The organism is Defluviimonas sp. D31 (genome assembly GCF_033436765.1).
Lineage (GTDB): Bacteria > Pseudomonadota > Alphaproteobacteria > Rhodobacterales > Rhodobacteraceae > Albidovulum.
In genome coordinates this window covers 135,027-154,168 of record NZ_JAWQFN010000001.1, presented here as the reverse complement: position 1 = coordinate 154,168, position 19,142 = coordinate 135,027, and the positions used below count along the sequence as shown (strand labels likewise).

Sequence of the window (19,142 nt, the reverse complement as noted above, 5' to 3'; positions counted from 1 at the left end):
GGAACGGCCCTTCGGGGCCGTTTTCATTCGTCGGAGACGACGAGACGGAGATGGCTGCGGCCGCGACCCGCCTCCGGTGCGGAGTGGCGGAACGGGATCATTGGCTCGGCGAAACCGGGCGTGGTCACGGTGCCGCTGCGGCGCGACGGCAGGCCGGGCGGGATCGGGCGGACGGTCCGGGTGCCGATCTCGAACCGGCGCGGGACGCGGCCGAGGGTTCCTTCCGCCACCAGGCATCCGAGCGCCCTGCTGACATCGCCGAGATCGCTCTTTAAGGGCAGGATGATAAGCCGGGCCTCCATCGACGGCCGGCCGAGGCCGGTCTCGGCCAGAAGCGTCATCTCGGCGGTGGCGGGTGCCGAGAACACCTGGTCGAGGGTCGACGACACCTCGGTGCGCGATTTAGGTGTGAATAAGGCGGTCAGCGGCATGCCGCGCACCTCCATCCCCATGAGGTCGTTCAGATGCATCCCTGCAAGGCGAAACCGCGCCACACCCGGAGCGATCCGTTCCAGCACAAAGGTGTATTCGAGCGCGCGTTCGATCCCGCGGGGATCGACCTCTGAACGGCAGGGAATCTGGCGACCTTCGCGCAGGGCCTCCCAATAGGCCTGAACCTCAGAAATGCACGGAAATCTCATGTCCCTGCGATATCCCGATATCGGGACGATCTTGTCCCGAGGATGCCCCGTCCTGTCCACGTCAAACCCTTCCGCACCTATACTTGCAAACACTCCGGCGCGCGCCGCGTTGTGGCGGCGGTCAGGTTTTGTTAACCCTAGGTCCGGAATGCTTACCCAAGTCTTAAGATAGCGGGTTAAACGGTGGTCGGGGGGACAAAAGTCTTAAATGGTTAATGCGCAACTGGTGTCTATGACCGGCTTTTCCGCCCGCCGTGGCGAGGGCTTCGGCTATGGTTGGGCCTGGGAGATCCGCTCGGTCAACGGCAAGGGGTTAGACCTGAGACTCCGGCTGCCGGACTGGGTCGAGGGGCTGGAGCCGGCGGTGCGGGCGGCCGTTGCGCGGGTGGCGAGCCGCGGCAACATCACGCTGTCCCTGAAACTCGCGCGCGACGGTGGCGGCGAGGCGCTGCGGGTCAATCCCGCGGGGCTCGACGCGGCGCTCGCCGCTCTGGCACTGGTGCGGGCGAAGTCCGAGGCGGCGGGGCTTCCCGTGGCCGATCCGACCGCCGTCGAGATCCTCGCCCTGCGCGGCGTGACCGACTTGGGCGGCGAGGCGGACGATACCGGACCGCTCCGCGACGCGCTTCTCGCGGATCTCCCGCCGCTTCTGGATGATTTCGCGGCGGTGCGCGCCGCCGAGGGTGCAGCGCTGGCCGGGGTTATCGAGAGCCGCATCGACAGGATCGAGGCGCTGACCGACGAGGCGGCTACTGCCGCCGAAGCCCGGCGGCCCGAGATGGAGCGGGCGTTGTCCGACAACCTCGCGCGGGTGATGGCCGGCGCGGCCGAGGCCGATCCCGCGCGGGTGGCGCAGGAGTTGGCGCTTCTGGTCGTCAAGGCCGACGTCAGCGAGGAGATTGACCGGCTCATCGCTCATGTCGCGGCGGCGCGGGCGCTTCTCACCGAGCCGGGCGCCGTCGGCCGGAAACTCGACTTTCTGATGCAGGAGTTCATGCGCGAGGCCAACACGCTCTGCTCGAAATCCGGAAATGCCGGGCTGACCCGGATCGGGCTTGACCTCAAGACCGTCATCGACCAGATGCGCGAACAGGTTCAGAACGTGGAATGACCATGAAGCGCAAGGGTTTGCTCATTATTCTCTCGTCGCCCTCCGGCGCCGGGAAATCGACGCTGGCGCGGCGGCTGATGGCGTGGGACCAATCCCTGCGCTTCTCGGTCTCCGCCACGACCCGCGCGCCGCGCCCCGGCGAGGAGGACGGGCGGGAGTACTATTTCCGTACGCGGCCTGAGTTCGAGGCGATGGTCGAGGCCGGAGAGATGCTCGAACATGCCGAGGTCTTCGGCAATCTCTACGGCTCGCCCAGGGCGCCCGTCGAGGCGGCGATGGCCGAGGGGCGCGACACGATCTTCGACATCGACTGGCAGGGCGGCCAGCAGATCCGCAACTCGGCACTTGGACGCGACGTCGTCTCGATCTTCGTGCTGCCGCCGTCGATCGCCGAGCTGGAGCACCGGCTCAGGTCTCGGGCGCAGGACAGCGACGAGGTGATCGCGGGCCGCATGGCCAAGTCCGAGGCCGAGATCAGCCATTGGGCGGAATACGACTACGTCCTGATCAACGAGGACATCGACCGCGCCGAGTCCGAGCTCAAGACGATCCTCACGGCCGAGCGGATGCGCCGTGACCGCCAGCCGGATCTGGCGGAGTTCGTCCGCGGCCTCAACCGGGAGTTTGCTGCAAGATGATCTACGAACTCGATGGAATCGCTCCTGAAATCGGCGCGGACGCCTGGGTCGCTCCGGACGCGAACCTGATCGGCAAGGTGGTGCTGGAGGCGGGCGCGAATGTCTGGTTCGGCTCGACCCTGCGCGGCGACAACGAGGAGATCCGCGTCGGGCGCGGCTCCAACATCCAGGAGAACTGCGTCCTGCACACCGACATGGGCTTTCCCCTGGTGATCGGCGCGGACTGCACCATCGGTCACAAGGCGATGCTGCACGGCTGCATCATCGGCGAGGGCTCGCTGATCGGGATGGGCGCGACCGTGCTGAACGGCGCGAAGATCGGCAAGGGCTGCCTGATCGGTGCCGGCGCGCTCATCACCGAGGGCAAGGAGATCCCCGACGGCAGCCTGGTGATGGGGGCTCCGGGCAAGATCGTCCGCGAACTCGACGCGGCGGCGCGGGCGAAGCTCATCGCCTCGGCGGCGCATTACCGCGCCAACGCGGCGCGCTATCGCGCGGGCCTGCGCGCAACCTGAATCCGGGTCAGAGCCGGGCCGGCTCCGCGACCACCAGGAGGTCGAAGTCGATTCCCGAGCAGGCGCCCCGTACCTCGGCCCTAACCTCGGCCGGGCAGGGGATGGGCCCCGTCACGGCGCGGAGCGCGCCGCCGTAGCCGAAGGCCGCGAGCCGACGCGCCAGATCAAGGATATCGATGCCAGGCCCTATGAGCGGCGTGATCACCACGTCCGGCATCACCTGCGCGAGCGCGCGGAGATCGAAGGTCTCGGAGCCGATGCTGACCGCGCGGAGCCGGCCGAGGCCCGGTACGCAGGCGGCGAGATCCTGCGGCAGATCGACCAGCAGGGCGCGGATCGCGCCTGCTCCGGTCTCCGCCTGTTCGTCCTTTCTCGTCGACCCCATGACTTCCTGACTGCCCGGTTCGCCTGTGGCCGCCCGGATCGGCGACGCTGCGAACGATTCTCATTTCCCCTCTATCCTGTCCTGGCGACCGAGGAAACCTCCGCGGCGATTTACAACGGATGCGCACTGGCTCAGGGTGCGGCTCCGGTTCGGGCAAGGAGGGCGAAGGCGATGCGCAAGGAAGAAATCGGAATGGTCCTCGACGGGGTGCCGATGGCGTTGGTGCTGGCGGGACCGGACCAGCGGGTCGTGGCCGCCAACGAGGCGGCAACCGCGCTGTTCGGCGCCGCGATGGTCGGCCGGCCCTGCAGCGCTTTCCTGCGGCACCCGGATTTCCTCGGCGGGCTCGAGGCAAGCCTCGGCGCGCGGCGTCGGTCCTCCGCCCGCATACTCCATGCCGGGTCGGGCCGCGAGACCCATCTGGAGGTGACGTTCAGCCCGATGCCGGTCGACAACCGCTCCGGCACGCTGATCGCCTTCGAGGATCTCACCGCCTTCGAGCAGGCCGGCGCGATGCGCCGCGATTTCGTCGCCAACGTCAGCCACGAGCTTCGCACGCCCCTGACCGCGCTTGTCGGCTTCATCGAGACCCTGCGCGGCGCGGCGCGCGATGACGCGGGCGCACGCGAGAGGTTCCTCACGATCATGGAGCGCGAGGCCGGCCGCATGATCCGACTCGTCAACGACCTCCTGTCTCTCAGCCGGGTCGAGGCCGAGGAGCGGCGCCGGCCCTCCGACGAGGTCGAGATCATCGGCCTTCTCGGCAGCGCGCTGGCCAGCCACAGGGACGCAGCGGCGGCGGCCGGCGTGACCCTGCGACTCGAACCCAGTCCGGGTCCGGTGAAGCTCAGGGCCGATGCCGACCAGCTGACCCAAGTCTTCCACAACCTCATCGAGAACGCGCTGAAATATGGTGCATCCGGCAAGGAGGTCACGGTGCGCGTGTCGCGGATCGAGCACGAGCCGGTGCTGCGCGGCCCCGCTGTGCAGGTTGAGGTCATCGACCGCGGCGAGGGAATCGACCCCCTGCACCTGCCGCGCCTGACCGAGCGGTTTTACCGGGTCGATACCCACCGCAGTCGCGAAAAGGGCGGAACCGGGCTTGGTCTCGCGATTGTAAAACACATCGTTAACCGTCACCGCGGTCGGCTGCGGATCGAGAGCGATCTCGGAAAAGGCAGCAGATTCATGGTGATACTGCCGTCCGGCTAGAGTTTTCCGGTGCCCGGAGCTGTCGCGGCCGTCATAAAACTGTTACTGAAGCGTCACAAAAGCATAGCGGCACGCTTCTACACGGGCGGCGAGGTCGTCATGAGGCGACCGCAAGTGACTTGCAGGAGAATGCAATGACATCCGTGAAATTTACCGTCTCGGCCCTCGCGCTGGCTGCCGCCGCGACCGCGGCCGACGCCCGCGACCAGCTCCAGATCGCCGGCTCCTCGACGGTTCTGCCGTATGCGACCATCGTCGCCGAGCTCTTCGGCGAGAACTTCGACTTCCCGACCCCGGTCGTCGAGGGCGGCGGTTCGGGTGCCGGCCGCAAGAAGCTCTGCGAAGGCGTGGGCGAGACCACGATCGACATCGCCAACTCCTCGAGCCGCATCAAGCAGTCGGACATCGACCTGTGCAACGCCAACGGCGTGACCGAGATCATGGAAGTCCGCATCGGCTATGACGGCATCGTGTTCGCCTCGGACATCAACGGCCCGGAATTCGCCTTCACGCCCGCCGACTGGTTCAGCGCGCTCGCGGCCGAGGTCGTGGTCGACGGCGCCTTAGTCGCCAACCCGAACAAGAGCTGGGCTGACATCCGCGCAGACCTGCCGGCGCAGGACATCCTCGCCTTCGTTCCCGGCACCAAGCACGGCACCCGCGAAGTCTTCGACGAGAAGGTGATCCTCGCCGGTTGCGAAGCGACCGGTGCTTTCGAGGCGTTCAAGACCGCCGCGGGCGGCGACGAGGACGCGGCCGAGGAGAAGTGCATGGCGCTGCGGACCGACGGCGTGTCGGTCGACATCGACGGCGACTACACCGAGACTCTGGCCCGCGTGGATGCCAACAAGAACGGCATCGGCGTGTTCGGTCTCTCGTTCTACCAGAACAACACCGACAAGCTCGTCGTCGCGACGATGGACGGCGTTGTCCCGACCGTCGAGGCGATCGCGGCCGGCGACTACCCGGTCTCGCGCCCGCTCTACTTCTACGTCAAGACTGCGCATCTCGGCGTGATCCCGGGCCTGCAGGAGTTCATCGACTTCTTCGTCTCGGATGACATCGCCGGCCCGGACGGCCCGCTCGCCGAATACGGCCTCGTGTCGGATCCGGAACTGGCCGCGACCCAGGAAATGGTCGCCGCCGGCACGCCGATGGCGCCGCTGAACTGATCCCAAGCCCTGCGGGCGGCGCCATCGGCGCCGCCCGTCCCTTCACTCGGAAGCATCCATGAACATCGCCGTCCTCGTCCTGATCGTGCTGGCCATCTCCGCGACGGGCTATGTGCTGGGTCGCCACCGTGCGCTGTCCGGCGCGCAAGGTGACCGCCGCAACCTCCACTCGCTCATCGGCTATTACGGGCAGACGGTGTTTCTCTTCGCCTCGGTCCCGGCGCTCCTTCTGCTCGCGGTCTGGCTGTTCCTTCAGCCACTGATGATCGAGGCGCGGGTGGGCGCGATGATCCAGCCCTCCGACATCCCTGAGGGCGGATCCGCCACCCTGGTGATGAGCGACGTGCGCCGTCTCGCCGAGGGGCTCGATAACGCGATCGCGTCAGGTGCGGTTACTGAAGAAGCGCTCGCCGGTTTACAGGCTGGAGACGCCGAGCTCGGCAGCCTCCTGAGTGACGCGGGCGTCGCGCTCGGCGCCGAATTGCGGCCGAACGTGCTTGAGGCGGCGAAGGCCTACCGGTCAGACAGCCATGGCGCGCGGCTGGCGCTGACCGCGGCGGTGATCGCGGTGTCGCTCGTGGGGGCGCTTCTGTCGTTGCGCCGCGTCTCGCCGGAGTACCGCGCGCGGAACGTCTTCGAACGCTTCGTCCTCGCCGCGCTGATCGCCTCGTCGCTGGTCGCGGTGCTGACCACCGCGGGCATCATCGCTTCGCTCCTCTTCGAGTCGATCCATTTCTTCCAGCTCTACCCGGCCAAGGACTTCTTCCTGAGCCTGACCTGGAACCCGCAGTTCCGAGGCGGCTCCGATCTCGGCATCTGGCCGCTCCTCTGGGGGACGCTCTATGTCTCCTTCGTGGCGCTGATCTTCGCGGTGCCGGTCGGGCTGTTGATCGCGATCTACCTGTCGGAATACGCCTCCAAGCGGCTCCGCACCTTCGCCAAGCCCGCGATCGAGATCCTCGCCGGCATCCCGACCATCGTATACGGTCTCTTCGCGCTGATCACGGTCGGCCCGCTCCTGCGGGATTACTTCGCCCAGCCGCTCGGGCTCGGCACGTCCTCGGCCTCGGTGATGACGGCGGGCCTCGTGATGGGGATCATGCTCATTCCGTTCGTGTCCTCGCTGTCGGATGACATCATCAACGCGGTGCCGCAATCGCTGCGCGACGGCTCCTACGCGATCGGCGCGACGCAGTCCGAAACCGTGCGCCAGGTGATCCTGCCGGCCGCATTGCCAGGCATCGTCGGCGCGATCCTTCTCGCCGCGAGCCGGGCGATTGGCGAGACTATGATCGTCGTCATGGGGGCAGGGGCCGCGGCCAAGCTTGACCTCAACCCGTTCCAGGCGATGACCACGATCACCGTCAAGATCGTCAGCCAGCTTACCGGTGACACCGAGTTCGCCTCGCCCGAGACGCTTGTCGCCTTCGCGCTCGGGATGATGCTCTTCCTATTCACGCTGGTGCTGAACGTGCTCGCACTTGTTGTCGTGCGCAAATACCGGGAACAGTACGAATGACCGACGCCATTCTTCCGACCACGCCGCAGCGCGGCTCGCTGATCGAGGTCGACGCCCGCACCCGCCGCCGTAACGCGGCCGAGAAGCGGTTCAGGCTCTATGGTTTGGTGGCGCTCATGATCGGCCTCGCGGCACTGGCGATCCTGCTCACTTCGGTCTTCGCCAACGGAGCCAGCGCCTTCCGCCAGTCCTCGCTTCTGCTTGACATGCATCTCGACGCGGCGGTGCTCGACAAGAAGGGCAACCGCGATCCCGAGGAGATGAAGAAGGTCACCACGATCGGCTATGGCAAGCTCATCGACAAGGCGCTGAAAGAGGCCGTCGCCGCGAAGGGTATCGCGGTCGAGGGGCTGACCGACAAGGAGGTCGCCAACATGATCTCCAAGGAGGCGGCGGCACAGGTGCGCGAGCGGGTGCTCTCCAATCCGGATCTCGTCGGCGAGACGGTGAAGGTCAAGGTGCTCGCCAACGGCCGGATCGACGGCTACCTCAAGGGCCGCGTGACGATGCAGAGCGCCGAGCGCGACAGCAACGTGACGCCGAACCAGCTTCGGCTTGCCGACGCGCTCGTGGCCGAGGGGCTGCTCGTCAAGGCCTTCAACTGGGACTTCATCACCGGCCCGGACGCCTCGGAGTTGAGGCCCGAAGCCTCGGGTCTCGGCGTCGCGATCCTCGGCTCGGCCTACATGATGATCATCGTGCTGGTCCTGTCGCTGCCGATCGGCGTCGCGGCCTCGATCTACCTGGAAGAATTCGCGCCGAAGAACCGCTGGACCGACCTCATCGAGGTCAACATCTCGAACCTCGCGGCGGTGCCGTCGATCGTATTCGGGATCCTCGGCCTCGCGATCTTCATCAACTTCGCGGGCCTGCCGCAATCGGCGCCCATCGTCGGCGGGCTGGTGCTGACGCTGATGACGCTGCCCCGGATCATCATCCCGACCCGTGCCGCACTTGGCGCGGTGCCGCCCTCGATCCGCGAGGCGGCCCTCGGGGTCGGCGCCTCGAAGATGCAGACGATCTTTCACCACGTGCTGCCCTTGGCGATGCCCGGCATCCTGACCGGCATGATCATCGGCCTTGCCCAGGCGCTCGGCGAGACTGCGCCGCTTCTCCTGATTGGCATGGTCGCCTTCGTGCGCGACTTCCCGGCCGCGCCGCCCGAGGGCTTTTTCGATCCTGCGTCGGCTCTGCCCGTGCAGGTCTACAATTTCACCCAGCGCTCAGATCCAGCTTTCGTAGAACGGGCCTCGGGTGCGATCATCGTTCTGCTGGTATTCCTGCTGGTGATGAACGCGGTTGCGATCCTGCTGCGCAACCGATTTGAGCGGCGGTGGTAAGAATGGCGGAGATAGAAACCATGGAAGACATGCGACTGGCCGAACGCACCGCGTCGGCGCGCGAGAACAAGATCACCGCCCGTGGCGTGCAGGTCTTTTACGGCACCAACCACGCGATCAAGGACGTCGATGTCGACATCGCCGACCGCACGGTCACGGCCTTCATCGGCCCCTCGGGCTGCGGCAAGTCGACCTTCCTGCGTTGCCTCAACCGGATGAACGACACGATACCGGTCTGCCGCGTCGAGGGCCGGATCGAGCTCGACGGCGAGGACATCTACGACAAGCGCGTCGATCCGGTGCAGCTCCGGGCGCGCGTCGGCATGGTGTTCCAGAAGCCGAACCCGTTCCCGAAGTCGATCTACGACAACGTCGCCTACGGTCCGCGCATCCACGGCCTGACCCGAAACCGGGCTGAACTTGACGAGGTCGTCGAGACGTCGCTGCGCCGCGCCGCCCTTTGGAACGAGGTCAAGGACCGGCTGACCTCGCCCGGCACCGGGCTTTCGGGCGGTCAGCAGCAGCGGCTCTGCATCGCCCGCGCGGTGGCGACCTCGCCCGAGGTGCTCCTGATGGACGAGCCCTGCTCGGCGCTCGACCCTATCGCCACGGCGCAGGTCGAGGAGCTGATCGACGAGTTGCGCGAGAACTTCTCGGTGGTGATCGTGACCCACTCGATGCAGCAGGCCGCGCGGGTGAGCCAGCGCACCGCCTTCTTCCATCTCGGCAATCTCGTCGAGTTCGGGGAGACCGGCCAGATCTTCACCAACCCGCGCGATCCGCGCACCGAAAGCTACATTACCGGCCGGATCGGCTGAGGGAGACCGACATGAGCGAACAGCACATCCTGCGCGCCTTCGACCGCGATCTGGAGGCCGTTCAGGGCCTCGTCATGCGCATGGGCGGCATGGTCGAGACCGCGATCCTCGACGCCGCCGAGGCGCTCGCCGCGCGCGACGAGGACATGGCCGAAAAGGTACGGGCTGGCGACAAGGCAATCGACGCGCTCGAGGAGAGGATCAACGAGGAGACGGCGCGCCTGATCGCGCTGCGCGCCCCGGCGGCGTCGGACCTGCGGACCGCGCTCTCGGTGCTCAAGATCGCCTCCAGCCTCGAGCGGGTAGGGGACTTCGCCAAGAACATGGCGAAGCGCACCGCGGTGCTGAGCCAGATGCACGACATTCCCGGCGCCGGCGGCGCGCTCAAGCGGATGTCGAAGGCGGTGGTGCAGATGCTGTCGGACGCGCTCGACGCCTACAATTCGCGCGACGTGGCGCTGGCCGAAGACGTGCGCGCGCGCGACCGCGAGGTCGACCAGATGTACACCGCGCTCTTCCGCGAGTTCCTCACCCACATGATGGAGGACCCGCGCAACATCACGCCCTGCATGCACCTGCATTTCATCGCCAAGAACATCGAGCGTATGGGCGACCACGCCACGACGATCTCCGAGCAGGTGATCTACCTCGTCACCGGCGCCATGCCGGAAGAGAGCCGGCCGAAGGCCGACAGCGTGACCACGGTCGGTATCGAAGGGCAATGAGATGCAGGCGCCGAGCGTATTGGTGGTCGAGGACGAACCCGCCCAGCGCGAGGTTCTGATCTACAATCTCGAAGCCGAAGGCTTTCGCGTCGCCCAGGCCGACAACGGCGAGGAGGCGCTGCTTCTCGTGGCCGAGGAGACGCCCGACCTGATCGTGCTCGACTGGATGCTGCCGAATGTCTCGGGGATCGAGGTCTGCCGCCGGCTGAAGTCGCGGCCCGAGACGCGCGGGGTGCCGATCATCATGCTCTCGGCGCGGTCCGAAGAGGTCGATCTCGTGCGCGGGCTCGAGACCGGGGCGGACGACTACATGGTCAAGCCGTATTCCGTGGTCGAGCTGATGGCGCGGGTGCGCACCCAGCTGCGCCGCACGCGGCCCGCGGTCCTGGGCGAGACGCTGGAATACGAGGACATCACGCTCGACGCCGAGACCCACCGGGTCCACCGGGACGGCAAGGCGCTGAAGCTTGGCCCGACCGAGTTCCGGCTGCTCGCGACCTTCATGGAGAAGCCCGGCCGGGTCTGGAGCCGCGACCAGCTTCTCGACCGGGTCTGGGGGCGCGAGATCTACGTCGACACCCGTACCGTTGACGTCCATGTCGGGCGGCTGAGGAAGGCGCTTTGCGCCCAGGGCGGCGATGATCCGATCCGCACCGTGCGCGGCGCGGGCTACGCGCTCGGCTGAGGCACGGCCTCAGCGATCCGAGCCATCGTCGCCGAAGCGCGCATCGTCGTCGGACTCGTCCTCGCCTTCCGGAAGGTACTTGCCCGAAAGCCGGATCGAGTGGTCGTCGTGGCGCGGATCCATCACGACGTCGGAGGGCAGCTCCCCCGCCAGCCACTCGCGGATCTCGTCGCGCGCGTCGGAGGGTTCCTGGCCGGTCAATTCGGCGACATAGGCGATGAACGCGCGCTGATCGCCGTCGATCTCTTCCAGTTCAGCCTCGTCGGCGTCGGACCATTTGTCGAGAATCGCGTCAAAGAACGCGGACCAGTTTTCCTGAACATGATGCCATTTCATCGCGGATGCTCCGCAGGGAATTGAGGTTTTTCCCAGTCTGCACCCGATCGCTCAGTCAGAAAAGAGCCTCGGCAGAGAAAACGCGGCAAGCGTGGCACCGGCCGCCTGGGCCAGGACGAAGGCGAGGATATGGGCGGGGTCGATGCCCGCGAAGGTGTCGGTTAGCCCGCGCGCGATGGTCACCGCCGGGTTGGCGAAACTCGTCGAGGCGGTGAACCAGTAGGCACCGGTGATGTAGGTGCCGACCAGCGCCGGCACCTGGGCCGGGGCATGGCGCAGCCCGCCGAGGATCGCGAAGAGCAGGCCGAAGGTGGCGATCACCTCGGCCAGCCATTGCGCGCCGCCGGTGCGCGCGGTCGTGGAAAGCTGCAGGATATCGAGGTCGAACATCGCGTGGGCGAGCCAGACCCCGGCGATGCCGCCGGCGATCTGCACGGCGACATAGGCTGCGGCCTCGGCTGGCGCGATCCGGCGCATCAGCGCGAAGGCGAGCGTGACGGCGGGGTTGAAATGCGCCCCCGAAACAGGGCCGAGCACCGTGATCAGCACATAGAGCGCGCAGCCGGTCGGGATCGCGTTGGCAAGGAGCGCGAGGCCGGTATTTCCGCCCGAAAGCGTCTCGGCCATGATCCCCGAGCCGACGACGGCGATAAGCAGGAAGGCGGTGCCGAGCGCCTCGGCGGCAAGGCGGCGCGTCATCAGAGCGTTCCGATCCGGGCAAGCTCGGCCGAGAGCGCGGCGCGGTCCATCGTCTCGAACGGCAGAGCGAGCAGAAGATGGGCCCGAGCCGAGAGGATGCTCCAGGCCTCGGCGAAGGCGGCTGGTTGGTCGTCCTCGGACGCCGCGGCGGGATCCTCGACGCCCCAATGGGCGCGGAGCGGCGCGCCCGGCCACATCGGACAGGTCTCGCCCGCGGCCGAGCCGCAGACCGTCACCACCATGTCCATGACTGGCGCCTCGGGTCCGGAGAATTCGTCCCAGCTTTTCGAGCGGAGCCCGGAGATATCGATCCCTTTGGCGTCAAGGAGCCGCAGCGATTGCGGATGGACCCGGCCCGCGGGGCGCGAGCCGGCAGAGAAGGCGCGGACACGGCCCGCGCCATCATGGATCAGGATCGCTTCGAGGAGGATCGAGCGGGCCGAGTTGCCGGTGCAGAGGACGAGTATGTTCATGCCCGCCCTCTAGCGCGCGATTGTAACGGCTCTGCGACGCGGCGCCGTCTCAGAACCAGCTCTGCACGGTGCGGGCGCCGCCCGAGACGTCCTCGCCGACGCCGGCCACGGTGTTGCAGGCCGCCAACGCCAGGAGGACGGTGAGCAGGGCAATCTTCTTCATCGGGTCATTCCTCATACCACCAGGTTTCGGGCTGGAAGCCCGGCCAGTCGCCGTATAGCGGAATTCGCTCGGGGTAGTGAAGATGCGCCGAATGGGCGATGCGTGAGACCTTGGAGAACCAGACCGGAATCACGTAGCGCCCCGCCGTCAGCACCCGGTCGAGCGCCCGTGTCGCCGCGATGAAGTCCTCCTGGCTGCGGCTTTCCACCATCGACTCGATCATCGCTTCGGCGGCAGGCGCGTTCATGCCCATCCAGTTGCGGCTGCCGGGCTCCGTCACGCCCGCCGCCCCCCAGTAGAGATACTGCTCGTTGCCGGGGCTGAGCGACAGCGCGCGCGTGTACCAGGTCATGCCGAACTCGTAATTGTTCGTGCGCTCCTTGTACTGGGCGCTGTCGACCACGGTCACGCGAGGGAAGATGCCGAGGTTCTTCAGCGCCTCGACATAGATGTCGACCACTGTCTGAGTCTCGGTCGCGCCAGCAGCGAGAAGGATCTCGAACTCGAAGGGCGCGCCTTCGGCGTTCTTCAGGACACCGTCCTTTACGGTCCAGCCCGCCTCCTCCAGAAGTGCCACGGCCTTCCTGTGCGACTTGCGGTCGAGCGCGCGGTCGGCGCTTCCCTCGGGAAGCGCGTAGCCCTCGATCGTGCCGGGCGGCAGCTCGGCGGCGAAAGGGGCGAGCAGGTCGGCCACCTTGCCCTCGGCCGGGCCGGCACCCATGCCGAGCACCGAGTTCGAGTAGTACGAGGTGATGCGCGGTTCGGTGCCGCCGTTCATGGTCTGGTTGATGAACTCGAAGTTGAAGGCGAGGGTCATCGCCTCGCGCACCCGCCAGTCGGCAAAGACCGGCAGGCGGGTGTTCATGACGAGGCCGGTGATGCCCGAGGGTCGCTGGTTCGGTATCTCGGACTTCACGACCTCGCCGGATTGCACGGCCGCGAAGTTGTATTGGCTCGCCCATTTGGCGGCGTTGTATTCGCGCTGGCTCGTGGTCTCGCCGGCGGTGAAGGCCTGAAGCACGATATCGCCATCACCGAAATAGTCGTAGCGGATCTCGTCGAAGTTGTTCTGGCCCTTGTTGAAGGCGAGATCCTTGCCCCAGTAGTCGGGATTGCGCTTGAAGCTGATGAAACGGCCCGGTTCGAACCTGTCGACCACGTAAGGCCCCGAGCCCATAGGTACATCGAGCGAGCTCGCGGCGAAATCCTTGCCCTCCCACTGCGCCTTCTTCAGGATCGGCCGCATCCCCATCAGGAGCGCAAGCTCGCGGTCGGCGGTGTTGAAGGTGAACCGCACCGAACGCTCGCCGGTCTGTTCCATCTTCGCGATCTTCGCCCAGGCGGTCTGGTAACGGGGGTGGCCGATCGTGCCGAGCGTCTCGTGGCTCCACATCACGTCCTCGACCGTGACCGGGCTGCCGTCGGAGAAGCGCGCCTCGGGGCGCAGCGTGAACTCGACCCAGGTCCGGTCCTCGTCGGTCTCGACCGATTCGGCCAGGAGGCCGTAGAGCGTGAAGGGTTCGTCTATCGAGCGGCCCATCAACGTCTCGACCGTGTGGAGACCGAGACCCCAGGGCGCGGTGCCTTTGAGGATGTAGGGATTAAGCGAGTCGAACCCGCCCGGTTCGCCGAAGAGGATTCTTCCCCCTTTCGGCGCGTCCGGGTTCACATAGGGAAGCGACACAAAATCAGGTGGCAGGGCCGGACGGCCATACATAGCTATGCCGTGCTGCGGCTCGGCAGCGGCGCTCGTCGCGGCGATTGGCGACGCGGCCAGAAGCGCGGCAAGGCACGCAGCCTGTCCAAGCCGGATAAAGAAATAGGCTCTCATTTGGTCGACAATCCCAACTGCTCTTGTTCGTTATGCGCAGACGCTAGCCGTGCTTTCCTGCCTTTTCAAACTTTTAGCTTGGCCGTTGGCGAAGGACCGCGTATAAAGAATGCACTGCTCGATAGGTTTCTTGCCTGTATGAAACCTGCCTCAACAACTTAACGCCCGCCTCGTGCGGGCGTTTTTTTATTGGCTCTGGGGCCGCTCTGCAAAGTGTAGGAGCAAGGGCGCCCGGCGTTGAGAATCGGTGCGGCCGGCGGGCAGGAAATTCGGCTCGAACCCCTGTTCTTTGCGCGCGCAGCATGTAGTCTTGCCGCACCGCAATGAAAACGAGGCGCATCATGAACCTTTCGGGAAAGACCGCGATCGTCACCGGATCGAACTCCGGCATCGGGCTTGGCGTCGCGCGCGAACTGGCGCGGGCCGGCGCCGATGTGGTGCTGAATTCCTTCACCGACAGCGATGAGGACCACGCGCTCGCCGCCGATCTCGGCAAGGAGTTCGGTGTCCGGGCGCGCTACATCAAGGCCGACATGTCGAAGGGCGGCGAATGCCGCGCGCTTGTAAAACAAGCCGGTGATTGTGACATCCTCGTCAACAATGCCGGGATCCAGCATGTCGCGCCGGTCGACGAGTTCCCGGTGGAGAAATGGGACGCCATCCTCGCGATCAATCTTTCGTCCGCGTTCCACACGACTGCGGCTGCCTTGCCGGGGATGCGCGAGAAAGGCTGGGGCAGGGTGGTCAACATCGCCTCGGCGCACGGGCTGACCGCCTCGCCGTTCAAGTCGGCCTACATCGCCGCGAAGCACGGCGTGGTCGGCCTGTCGAAGACCGTGGCGCTTGAGACCGCGGGGCAGGGGATCACCTGCAACGCGATCTGCCCCGGCTATGTGCTCACCCCGCTCGTCGAAGCGCAGATCCCCGACCAGATGAAGGTCCACAACATGGACCGCGAGACCGTGATCCGCGAGGTCATGCTGCTGCGCCAGCCCTCGCGCCAGTTCGCGACCGTCGAGGAGATCGGCGGCACCACGGTCTTCCTGTGCTCGGACGCCGCCGCGCAGATCACCGGCACGACGATCTCGGTGGACGGCGGCTGGACCGCACTCTGATCGATAACCGACCCGGGGAACGCGGCGGCGGGCCCCGAAGCGCGACGTTCATGTCGAACGGAAAGGGCGGGCGATGACGGTCCGGCGGATCAATCTCGCGCTGCAGGGGGGCGGCGCGCATGGCGCCTTCACCTGGGGTGTGCTCGACAGGCTCCTCGAGGAGGAGACGATCGAGATCGCCGGGATATCGGGCACCTCGGCCGGGGCGCTGAACGGTGCCGCACTGAAGGCTGGGCTGGCGATGGGCGGACGCGAGGGCGCCCGCACCAACCTCGACTGGCTCTGGACCCAGGTCGGCGCGGTCGGCGACATGCGGCTTTCGGGATGGTTCCGTGCCTTCCTGCCGGTCTCGAACCTCTGGGAGGACGTGGCCGAACGCTTTGCCCCGTTCTCGCCGGCCGAGACGTTCACGCGCCTTTTCAGCCCCTATGACTTCGGCCCGTTCTACGTCAATCCGCTGGCGCGGGTGGTCGAGCGGTTCCGCTACGATCTGGTCTGTGCCGCCGCCGGGCCGGCGCTTTTCGTCGCCGCGACCAATGTCCGAACCGGCAAAATCGCGGTCTTCTCGGGGGAAGCGATCTCGACCGAGGCGATACTCGCGTCGGCGGCCCTGCCGACGCTGTTCCGGGCGGTCGAGGTGGCCGATCCGGAGACCGGCGAGGTCGAGGCCTACTGGGACGGCGGCTACACCGGCAATCCGGCGCTTTTTCCGCTCTTCGATCCCGAGCTTCCCGACGACATCGTGGTCGTGAGCATCAATCCCCTGCGCCGCGAGGCGATTCCGCGGTCGTCGCAGGACATTCTCGATCGCATCAACGAGATCAGCTTCAACTCATCGCTTCTCAGGGAGTTCCGGGCGATCAATTTCGTGAAGGAACTGATCGCGGCGGGAAAGGTCGAACCGGGCGCGATGAAGGACGTGCTGGTGCACATGATCGCCGACGACACGTTGATGAACCGACTGAACGCGCGCTCCAAGCTCGCCCCGACGCCCGGACTTCTGTGGGAACTGAAGGCGGCCGGGCGCGCGGCGGCGGCGGCGTTCCTCGAGCGCGACGGGGCGCGCCTCAACGGCGAGAGCAGCGTCGACCTCGCGAGCTTCATCGCCTGAGCGCGACCGCGTGTCCGGACCATCTCCCCACGGCACCGCTCACTGGGCGGCGATCTGGGGCTTTTCCTTGTCCTTGTCCTTGCCGTTGGGATAGACGAGCCCGGCCGAGATCACCAGCTTCGCGGCATCCTCGACCGACATGTCGAGGAAGGACACGTCGCGTTTCGGCACGTAGAGCAGGAATCCAGACGTCGGGTTCGGCGTCGTCGGCAGGAACACCGTCATCACCTCGTCGTCGGGCAGCCGCGCGAGGATCTCACCCTTGGCCGCGGTCGAGACGAAGCCGATCGCCCAGATGCCAGGACGCGGGTACTCAATCAGGCAGGCCTTGTCGAACTTCGACTCGGTCTGGGAAAAGACCGTCTCGGCGACCTGCTTGACGCCGCTGTAGACCGACCGCACGACCGGCATCCGGTCGACCAGCCCCTCGCCCCAGGCGATCAGTGACCGGCCGATCAGCCCCTTGGCGATCCAGCCAACGAAGACGGTGAAGAGCAGGAAGACGACGACGCCGACGCCACGGACGTTGATCGCGGTGTCCTCGCCGAAGATGTCCTTGATGAAACGGTCGGGCTGGTACTGGTCGGGCACGAAGGGCAGCACCCAGCTGTCGATCCAGCCGGTCACCGTCCAGATCAGCCAGAGCGTCAGCCCCACCGGCGCCACGACCACCAGGCCGGTGAGGAAGTTGGCGCGCAGCCGGGCGAGAATACCCCGCCGCCGCGGCGGTTGGATGATGCCGTGTTCGTGGCCGTCGTGTTCTGGCTTCATCGTCTGCGTTTCCCGTTCCCGTGGGGAATGTAAGAGGTCCGCAGGCGCCCCACAATGGGCAGAAAGTCAGGATTGCCGGATGATTTCGCAGGAAATGGCCGCCCCGAGCCGGGCATTGTTCAGAACGAGCGCGATATTCGCCTCCAGCGAGCGTCCGCCGGTCAGATCGAAGATCCGCGCGAGCAGGAACGGCGTGACCGCCTTCGCGGCGATGCCCTGCGCCTCGGCCTCGGCGAGCGCGGTCTCTATCACCGGCATGATCTCGGCGCGCGGGATCTCGGCGGGCTCGGGGATCGGGTTTGCGACCAGCTGGCCGCCTTCGAGCCCGAGGCGCGCGCGCATCAGATGCGCGGCGGCGATGTCCCGGGCTCCGTCCATCCGCAGCGGCGCGGGCAGGCCGGACCGGCGTGACCAGAAGGCGGGAAACTCGTCCTGCCCATAGGCGATGACCGGGACGCCGAGCGTCTCGAGCACCTCGAGCGTCTTCGGCAAGTCGAGGATCGCCTTGGCTCCCGCGGCGACGACGGTGACCGGGGTGCGGGCGAGTTCGTGGAGATCGGCGGAAATGTCGAAGGAGGTCTCGGCCCCCCGATGGACGCCGCCGATGCCGCCTGTGGCGAAGACGGCGATCCCGGCGAGGCGGGCGGCGATCATCGTCGCGGCCACGGTCGTGGCGCCGGTGCGGCCGGCGGCGAGGCAGGCGGCGATGTCGGCGCGCGAGAGCTTCATCACCGACTCGGCCTGTGCCAGCCGCTCCAGCTCGGCCGCGGTCAGCCCGACATGCAGCCTGCCGCCCATCACGGCGATGGTCGCAGGCACGGCACCATGCGCGCGGATCTCGGCCTCCACCCGGCTGGCCGTTTCCAGGTTTTGCGGGAATGGCATGCCGTGCGTTATGATCGTCGATTCCAGCGCAACAATGGGCCCGCTATTCAGGCGCGCTTCGGCGACCTCGGGCGAGAAGGCGAGGGGCAAGTCGGTCACGATCCGATATCTCCCGATACATATTGCGCGGCGGCATCGAGCGCCGAACGGAGTGCCGTCGCGCGGTCTTCGCCCCGCGTCTCGGCGACGATATGGGCCGCCATGAAGGTGTCGCCCGCACCGGTGACGCGGGTGACCAGAACCGCCGGCGGATCGGCGGTGACGATGCCCTCGCGCGAGCCATCTGCCGTGGTGCGGTCGCCATCGGTGACGAGCACGCGCGCGGCGCCGCGGTCGACCAGGGCCGCCGCCGCCTCCGGGGCGGTGGTGAAGCGGCAGTGACCGAGGAGCCCCGCCTCTTCAAGATTCACATATAGCGTGGCATTGGCGACGGGCAGGAGCGGCAGCAGCCTTTCGGCCTTGCCGGGCGAGGCCGGGGCGATGCGCAGGTCGGCCGCGGCGAAGAGCGGCGAACGGGCGATGTCGGCGAGAAGTCCAACAGTCAGATTGCCGTCGAGCGCGATCGGCCCGGCCCAGGGCGCTTCCTCCCGTCCGAGCGCGCCGTCGGTAAGCGGGCGCAGGATTTTGTCGCCGGCGGCTTCCAGAGAATGGGCGTCCGCGATCGCCGCGATGAGGCCGTTCGCCCCCTCCACCGCCATGTAGCGGTCGGTCGGCAGGTCGTCGGACCGGTAGATATGGCGGGTGACGAGCCCCATCCGGGCGCAGGCGGCGACAAGCTCGTCACCCTCCGGGTCGCGTCCCACGGCGGTCAGGAGGGCAGGGCGGACTCCAAAGCGCGCGAGCGTCATCGCGATGTTCATGGCCACGCCGCCGGGCAGGCGGGTGATGCGGCCGGGCACGTCGGCGCCCGCGCCCATATGTGCGGGCGTGCGGCCGATGATGTCCCAAAGAACGGAGCCGATGCAGAGAATGTCGGGCTGCGCTGTCATCGCGCTGG

The 19,142-nt window shown here is 66.9% G+C and carries 22 protein-coding genes; 12 read left to right on the top strand and 10 right to left on the bottom strand.

The genetic code is table 11. The features are described 5' to 3' along the window. Window positions 1-23: 23 nt before the first annotated feature. The gene (locus R5H32_RS00750) at window positions 24-641 is read right to left on the bottom strand and encodes a PAS domain-containing protein (RefSeq protein WP_318336778.1); all 618 of its coding nucleotides are present in this window, start codon (window positions 639-641) and stop codon (window positions 24-26) included. A gap of 232 nt (window positions 642-873) precedes the next feature. On the opposite strand from R5H32_RS00750, the gene R5H32_RS00745 reads away from it, so the two are divergent. The 3 genes from R5H32_RS00745 to R5H32_RS00735 are packed head-to-tail and all read left to right on the top strand — an operon-like array spanning window position 874 to window position 2,905. After that, window positions 874-1,752 carry a YicC/YloC family endoribonuclease gene (locus R5H32_RS00745; RefSeq protein WP_318336777.1) on the top strand — a complete coding sequence of 293 codons (879 nt, stop codon included), beginning with the start codon at window positions 874-876 and terminating at the stop codon, window positions 1,750-1,752. A 2-nt stretch (window positions 1,753-1,754) separates the two neighbouring features. Then, window positions 1,755-2,390, top strand: a complete 636-nt coding sequence (gmk, locus tag R5H32_RS00740; protein ID WP_318337322.1) for a guanylate kinase — start codon at window positions 1,755-1,757, stop codon at window positions 2,388-2,390. Beyond that, window positions 2,387-2,905, top strand: coding sequence for a gamma carbonic anhydrase family protein (locus R5H32_RS00735; RefSeq protein WP_318336776.1), 519 nt, complete (start codon window positions 2,387-2,389; stop codon window positions 2,903-2,905). Before gmk ends, R5H32_RS00735 begins: the two co-directional genes overlap by 4 nt. A gap of 7 nt (window positions 2,906-2,912) precedes the next feature. On the opposite strand, the gene R5H32_RS00730 is transcribed toward R5H32_RS00735, so the two are convergent. Next, window positions 2,913-3,290: a hypothetical protein gene (locus R5H32_RS00730; protein WP_318336775.1), complete on the bottom strand. Its 378-nt coding sequence runs from the start codon at window positions 3,288-3,290 to the stop codon at window positions 2,913-2,915. 171 nt (window positions 3,291-3,461) lie between these two features. Between R5H32_RS00730 and R5H32_RS00725 the strand changes: the two genes are divergently transcribed. From R5H32_RS00725 to phoB, 7 genes are all read left to right on the top strand, one after another. Continuing rightward, complete coding sequence (locus tag R5H32_RS00725; RefSeq protein WP_318336774.1) at window positions 3,462-4,502, top strand: ATP-binding protein; 1,041 nt, start codon at window positions 3,462-3,464, stop codon at window positions 4,500-4,502. A 134-nt stretch (window positions 4,503-4,636) separates the two neighbouring features. After that, window positions 4,637-5,674, top strand: coding sequence for a substrate-binding domain-containing protein (locus R5H32_RS00720; RefSeq protein ID WP_318336773.1), 1,038 nt, complete (start codon window positions 4,637-4,639; stop codon window positions 5,672-5,674). 58 nt (window positions 5,675-5,732) lie between these two features. Continuing rightward, complete coding sequence (gene pstC, locus R5H32_RS00715; protein WP_318336772.1) at window positions 5,733-7,193, top strand: phosphate ABC transporter permease subunit PstC; 1,461 nt, start codon at window positions 5,733-5,735, stop codon at window positions 7,191-7,193. Next, on the top strand, window positions 7,190-8,533 hold the full coding sequence (gene pstA, locus R5H32_RS00710) for a phosphate ABC transporter permease PstA (protein WP_318336771.1): 1,344 nt from the start codon (window positions 7,190-7,192) through the stop codon (window positions 8,531-8,533). The genes pstC and pstA overlap by 4 nt, the downstream gene beginning before the upstream one ends. Window positions 8,534-8,553: 20 nt before the next feature. Next, window positions 8,554-9,351 (top strand): phosphate ABC transporter ATP-binding protein PstB, encoded by a 798-nt coding sequence (gene pstB / locus R5H32_RS00705; protein WP_318336770.1) that lies wholly within the window; start codon window positions 8,554-8,556, stop codon window positions 9,349-9,351. An 11-nt stretch (window positions 9,352-9,362) separates the two neighbouring features. Continuing rightward, window positions 9,363-10,076: a phosphate signaling complex protein PhoU gene (gene phoU, locus R5H32_RS00700; protein ID WP_318336769.1), complete on the top strand. Its 714-nt coding sequence runs from the start codon at window positions 9,363-9,365 to the stop codon at window positions 10,074-10,076. A gap of 1 nt (window position 10,077) precedes the next feature. After that, window positions 10,078-10,761: a phosphate regulon transcriptional regulator PhoB gene (phoB, locus tag R5H32_RS00695; RefSeq protein WP_318336768.1), complete on the top strand. Its 684-nt coding sequence runs from the start codon at window positions 10,078-10,080 to the stop codon at window positions 10,759-10,761. A 9-nt stretch (window positions 10,762-10,770) separates the two neighbouring features. Here the strand turns inward: phoB and R5H32_RS00690 are convergent, their stop codons facing one another. The 5 genes from R5H32_RS00690 to R5H32_RS00670 are packed head-to-tail and all read right to left on the bottom strand — an operon-like array spanning window position 10,771 to window position 14,263. Next, window positions 10,771-11,097 (bottom strand): hypothetical protein, encoded by a 327-nt coding sequence (locus tag R5H32_RS00690; RefSeq protein WP_318336767.1) that lies wholly within the window; start codon window positions 11,095-11,097, stop codon window positions 10,771-10,773. Between the two features lie 51 nt (window positions 11,098-11,148). Further along, a complete protein-coding gene (locus tag R5H32_RS00685) occupies window positions 11,149-11,799 on the bottom strand; it encodes an MIP/aquaporin family protein (RefSeq protein ID WP_318337321.1) in 651 nt (216 codons plus the stop codon). Beyond that, complete coding sequence (locus R5H32_RS00680; RefSeq protein ID WP_318336766.1) at window positions 11,796-12,269, bottom strand: arsenate reductase ArsC; 474 nt, start codon at window positions 12,267-12,269, stop codon at window positions 11,796-11,798. The genes R5H32_RS00685 and R5H32_RS00680 overlap by 4 nt, the downstream gene beginning before the upstream one ends. A gap of 49 nt (window positions 12,270-12,318) precedes the next feature. Then, window positions 12,319-12,432: an entericidin EcnA/B family protein gene (locus R5H32_RS00675; protein WP_263332845.1), complete on the bottom strand. Its 114-nt coding sequence runs from the start codon at window positions 12,430-12,432 to the stop codon at window positions 12,319-12,321. 4 nt (window positions 12,433-12,436) lie between these two features. Then, entirely contained in the window at window positions 12,437-14,263 is a 1,827-nt protein-coding gene (locus R5H32_RS00670; RefSeq protein ID WP_318336765.1) for an extracellular solute-binding protein, read from the bottom strand. Window positions 14,264-14,604: 341 nt separating this feature from the next. Here R5H32_RS00670 and R5H32_RS00665 point away from each other — a divergent pair, with 341 nt between their 5' ends. Further along, window positions 14,605-15,378, top strand: a complete 774-nt coding sequence (locus R5H32_RS00665; RefSeq protein WP_318336764.1) for a 3-hydroxybutyrate dehydrogenase — start codon at window positions 14,605-14,607, stop codon at window positions 15,376-15,378. Between the two features lie 73 nt (window positions 15,379-15,451). Continuing rightward, window positions 15,452-16,489 carry a patatin-like phospholipase family protein gene (locus tag R5H32_RS00660; RefSeq protein WP_318336763.1) on the top strand — a complete coding sequence of 346 codons (1,038 nt, stop codon included), beginning with the start codon at window positions 15,452-15,454 and terminating at the stop codon, window positions 16,487-16,489. Between the two features lie 39 nt (window positions 16,490-16,528). On the opposite strand, the gene R5H32_RS00655 is transcribed toward R5H32_RS00660, so the two are convergent. From R5H32_RS00655 to R5H32_RS00645, 3 genes are all read right to left on the bottom strand, one after another. Then, a complete protein-coding gene (locus R5H32_RS00655) occupies window positions 16,529-17,260 on the bottom strand; it encodes a DUF502 domain-containing protein (RefSeq protein WP_318336762.1) in 732 nt (243 codons plus the stop codon). 66 nt (window positions 17,261-17,326) lie between these two features. After that, entirely contained in the window at window positions 17,327-18,244 is a 918-nt protein-coding gene (locus tag R5H32_RS00650) for a pseudouridine-5'-phosphate glycosidase (RefSeq protein WP_318336761.1), read from the bottom strand. Further along, entirely contained in the window at window positions 18,241-19,134 is an 894-nt protein-coding gene (locus tag R5H32_RS00645) for a PfkB family carbohydrate kinase (RefSeq protein WP_318336760.1), read from the bottom strand. The genes R5H32_RS00650 and R5H32_RS00645 overlap by 4 nt, the downstream gene beginning before the upstream one ends. Window positions 19,135-19,142: the final 8 nt, after the last annotated feature.